5 protein-coding genes are annotated in these 4,106 nt (G+C 72.9%); 3 read left to right on the top strand and 2 right to left on the bottom strand.

Going from position 1 to position 4,106, the window contains the following annotated elements:
* Positions 1-169: 169 nt before the first annotated feature.
* Together AB0D10_RS45825 and AB0D10_RS45820 are read right to left on the bottom strand one after the other, a co-directional pair.
* Complete coding sequence (locus AB0D10_RS45825; protein ID WP_360268922.1) at positions 170-625, bottom strand: SRPBCC family protein; 456 nt, start codon at positions 623-625, stop codon at positions 170-172.
* A 179-nt stretch (positions 626-804) separates the two neighbouring features.
* Positions 805-1,503, bottom strand: a complete 699-nt coding sequence (locus tag AB0D10_RS45820; protein WP_360268919.1) for a hypothetical protein — start codon at positions 1,501-1,503, stop codon at positions 805-807.
* A 593-nt stretch (positions 1,504-2,096) separates the two neighbouring features.
* On the opposite strand from AB0D10_RS45820, the gene AB0D10_RS45815 reads away from it, so the two are divergent.
* The 3 genes from AB0D10_RS45815 to AB0D10_RS45805 all read left to right on the top strand — a co-directional run bounded on the left by AB0D10_RS45815 (position 2,097) and on the right by AB0D10_RS45805 (position 3,958).
* Positions 2,097-2,720: a hypothetical protein gene (locus AB0D10_RS45815; RefSeq protein ID WP_360268916.1), complete on the top strand. Its 624-nt coding sequence runs from the start codon at positions 2,097-2,099 to the stop codon at positions 2,718-2,720.
* 45 nt (positions 2,721-2,765) lie between these two features.
* Positions 2,766-3,419 carry a multicopper oxidase domain-containing protein gene (locus AB0D10_RS45810; RefSeq protein WP_360268925.1) on the top strand — a complete coding sequence of 218 codons (654 nt, stop codon included), beginning with the start codon at positions 2,766-2,768 and terminating at the stop codon, positions 3,417-3,419.
* Positions 3,420-3,658: 239 nt separating this feature from the next.
* A complete protein-coding gene (locus AB0D10_RS45805) occupies positions 3,659-3,958 on the top strand; it encodes a DUF4193 domain-containing protein (protein WP_360268914.1) in 300 nt (99 codons plus the stop codon).
* The last annotated feature ends 148 nt before the right edge of the window (positions 3,959-4,106 follow it).

The raw sequence follows: 4,106 nt of genomic DNA, 5'->3' as shown, positions 1-4,106 counted from the left end.
GGGGGGGGGGGGGGGCCCGCCCCCGGCCCTGCGCCCCCCGCGGCCGCCCCCCGCGGCCCCCCGCGGCCCCCCCCCCCGGCCCCCCCGGGACCGGGGGTGGTGCCTGGTGCGGACCCAGTCCCCGGCACCACCTGCCGGCGGTCAGCGGTCAGCGGTCAGCGGTCAGCGGTCAGCCGTCCTCCGGCGACGGCCCCGACCCGGTCCCGGCCGAGAGGTCCTCGATGAACCGCTTGAAGCGGCGCAGGTCGCCCCGGACCTGGACGCCGAGCACCCCCAGCTTGTCGGCGGCCTTCTCGGCCAGGCCGGTGGGCTGGAACACCATGGTCATCCGGACCCGGGTCCGGCTCGCGCCGAGCGGTTCGAAGTCGACCGTGCCGGTGTGCTTCACGCTCTCGCCGGTGGTGCGCCAGGCGACCCGTTCGTCGGGCACCCGCTCGACGATCTCGGTGTCGAACTCCCGGGACAGTCCGGCGATCCTGGTCCGCCAGTGGGCGTGGCGGTCGTCCAGCTGCCTGACCTCCTCCACGCCCTCCATGAACTTCGGGAAGTCCTCGAAGGTCGCCCACTGGTCGTAGACGACGCGGACAGGCACGTCCACGTCGATCGACTCCTCCACCGTGCTCATCGCCGCACCTCTCCACGCCGTCCTGTCGGCCCACCCGCCGGGCGCGGCGCCGAGGAGGGCGCCCGCGCGGGCGGTGTCCCTGCCAATCTGGGCCGTGCGCCGGGCGGCGGCAACCGGGAGGAGGGCGCGCCGAGAGGGCACGCCACGTGAACGGCCGGACGAGGACCAGCCGACGGGGCTCAGCCGGTGGGGAGGCCGTTCGCCATGTCCCGGAAGCGGGCGGACGGCCGCATCATGCCGTTGTCGCCGACGTTCAGGTTCTCCAGCCAGCCGTCCCGGTACCAGAAGATCGACGAGGTCAGCGGGGCCGGATCGTTGATCTGGAGCTGCTTCGACACGTCGATCATGAACCGGATCGCGTTCAGTGACGAGCCGGTCCGGATCGGCGCCGCGCAGAACGCGTTGCTCGTCGGCAGGGTGACCAGGGCGCCGAAGGGCAGCTCGGCCACGCCCAGGGCGGTCTCCAGGCGCAGTGCCTGGGCGGCGCCGGGCCACACCCCGGTCCCGTTGACGGCGTAGAGGACGTCGCCGTTGGTCGCGTTGAACGACTGTCGGTTGAGCTGCTCGGTGGCCAGGTTGGCGAAGGCCCGCTCCCAGAGTTCCGCCCGGCTGACGCTCCACTGGTCGGCGGCGTGCTCGGCTATCGACAGGGCCTCGGTCTTCCCGCCCCGCTTCCCGCCGTTCACGCACAGGACGACCGACAGCTCGTCGTCGATCTGCCGGGCCATGGGGTCGGGGCCCAGGCCGCGGGTCGGGGTGACCAGGAGCCGGAGCCGGTCCCGGACCTCGAAGACCGAGATCGCGGCCAGTGCCTTGCACGGGCCGTGTTCGTCGCAGAGCGGCTTCGGAAGGTTCTTGCGATTGCCGAACAATGGCACAGGTGGCTCCCCCGGATCGGTGCGGTGGTCGGACCAAGGTCACAGCATCCCACCGGAGTTCGCCTCCGTCTCATGGATCATCCGATTCTCAGACTGCGTCCGGACGGTGCGTCAGCCGACCGGAGGTTCCGCCGGTGCGCCCGCCGCATCCGGTACGGCCGACCGGCCCCGCGCGCCGACCGCGCCGCTCGCCGCCCGGCCCGCCGCCCGAAGCGCACGATCGCCGCAGGTCAGCGAGCTCCGGTTCGCACCCGAGGAGTTTCGGCACCGATCGACTGATTTGTGATCACGGTTCGGCGACCTTTCGTCCGCGGAGGCCCCGATCGACCGTCCTGATGTTCGAGCGGCGGTAGGTTGCGGAGTCACACACTCTTGATCGTCACGGGGGATTCACCATTTCCACTCAGTCCGCCGAGCTGCCCCACGGCGCCGAGCCCGCTGAACCTGTCGCACTCACCAAGCCCGCCGCGCCTGCTGAGCCCGCCGAGCCCGCCGCTTCCGGCGCACCCGCCGCGCCCGAGGCCGCGGCCCCGGAGCTGCCCGGCTACGGCGAGGGGCAGCTCGGCTGCCAGTACTGCGGTTCCGTCCCCGCCGTGGACGCGACCATCCGCGGGCACCTGGGCCTCATCGTGATCCTGAAGTACCTGAAGCGCCAGGGGCCGTTCTGCCGCAGCTGCGGCATCGCCACGCACCGCGAGATGACCTCCGACAGCCTCTGGCAGGGCTGGTGGGGCATTCCCTCGATGATCGTCAACCCGATCATCATGCTGATCAACATCCCGCAGCGGCTGAAGATCAACAAGCTGCGGGAGCCCGTGCCCGGCGCGCCGCGCCCGCCGATGGACCCCGGCAAGCCGGTGTACCTGCGGCCCACGATCCTGGGCGTGCTCATCCCGGTGATCCTGATCTCGCTGATCGTCTTCATCGAGAAGGGCGACCCCGAGTTCGCCAAGGCGGGCGACTGCATCCACAACAACAGTCCGGTCCTGGTGCCCGGTGCCGTCGACAAGAACCCCGACGTCATCGTGGTCCCCTGCTCCGACGCGCGGGCCGAGGCCCGCGTCGTGAGCCGCGAGGACGACACCGTCGACGGCGAGACCGTGTGCCGGAAGTACCCCGACGCCGACGGCTACTTCACCTACAAGCGGCGCGACGAGAAGTACACCCTCTGCCTGCACGGCCTGAACGCGAAGCCGGGCACGGTCACCCTCCCGTAACGAGGCGCCCGGACCGGGGCCGTTCTCCCGCTCCGTCCGTCCGGGATCCGCACCGCGTCGCAGCGCGGATCCCGGACCACCACCTCCCGGACTCCCCCGCGGAGGACGGGCTGTCCGCGACCCCACACGCCGCACCCGCCGCCCGCGACCCCCGCCGCCGGCACCCACCGGCCGCACCCACCGGCCGCACCCGCGGCGCGCCACCCGGTCGGCGCGGCCGAGCCGATCCAGATTGCCGGGTCATGGGAGGTGACGACCGTCCACGTACCGGCCGACCAGCCCGCCGGCACCTACTGGTACCACCCCCACCTGCACGGCTCCACCGCCGAGCAGATCGTCGGCGGCATGGCCGGAGTGATCGTCGTCGAGGGCGACGTCGACGAGGTCCCCGAGATCAGGGCGGCCGCCGACGTCGTGGTCTGCATCAACGAACTCAAGCTCAAGGACGGCACGGTCCCGGCCTGCACCACGGGCAGCTGGGTGACCGGCGTCCCGTCCACCCTCACCGTCAACGGCACCGTCAACCCCACCCTTCGGCTGCGCCCGGGCGAGGTCCAGCGGTGGCGGCTGGTCGCCGCGACCGCCTTCACCGGACTGAGCCTCCAGGTCACCGCCGACCGAACGGCCCTGACCATGCACCAGATCGCGCAGGACGGCGTCACCTTCACCGCACCCGTCCCGCTGAGCCGGCTGGTCTGAGAACCGCACCGGAGCGCCCTCCCCCGCCGCCGCCCGGCCGACGCGGAGCGCCCCGGCGGCCGGCCGGCGGCGGGGCGGCCGTGGCACGGGGAGCATTCGCACGCCGAGCAGGCGCGACAATGGGATGGTGGTGCGCCACGGGCGGGATCGGACACGAGCACGTGTCCGGCCGGTACCCTGCGGGCCGGCCGGCCCGACCCGCCCGCCACAATGCGAACCCTTGAGGAGAAGAGAACACCTTGGCAACCGACTACGACGCCCCGCGCGACACCGGCGACGAGAGCAGCGACGACAGCATCGAGGCCCTGAAGAGCCAGCGCGACGACAAGCAGAGTTCCGCCGTCGACGTGGAGCCCGAGGCCGTCGAAGGGCTCGAACTCCCGGGCGCCGACCTCTCCGGGGAGGAGCTCACGGTCCGGGTCGTGCCCCTGCAGGCGGACGAGTTCACCTGCATGACCTGCTTCCTGGTCCACCACCGTGCCCAACTCGCCGGTGAGGACAAGAACGGTCAGCCCATCTGCCGGGACTGCGCGTCCTGACCACGGCCGGAACGGCGGCGCCGGCCGCGACCCGAACGACGGCCGGGGCGACGACGCCGCGCGGGGCCCGCCCCCCCCGGGGCCCCCGCCGGGCGCCGGGGGCGCGGCCCAAAACCCCCCCCCCCCCCCCCCCGCGTCCCGGTCAGGC

It is taken from the genome of Kitasatospora sp. NPDC048545 (assembly GCF_040651155.1).
Taxonomy (GTDB): Bacteria; Actinomycetota; Actinomycetes; order Streptomycetales; family Streptomycetaceae; genus Kitasatospora.
This window is presented reverse-complemented; position numbering and strand designations above follow the sequence as displayed.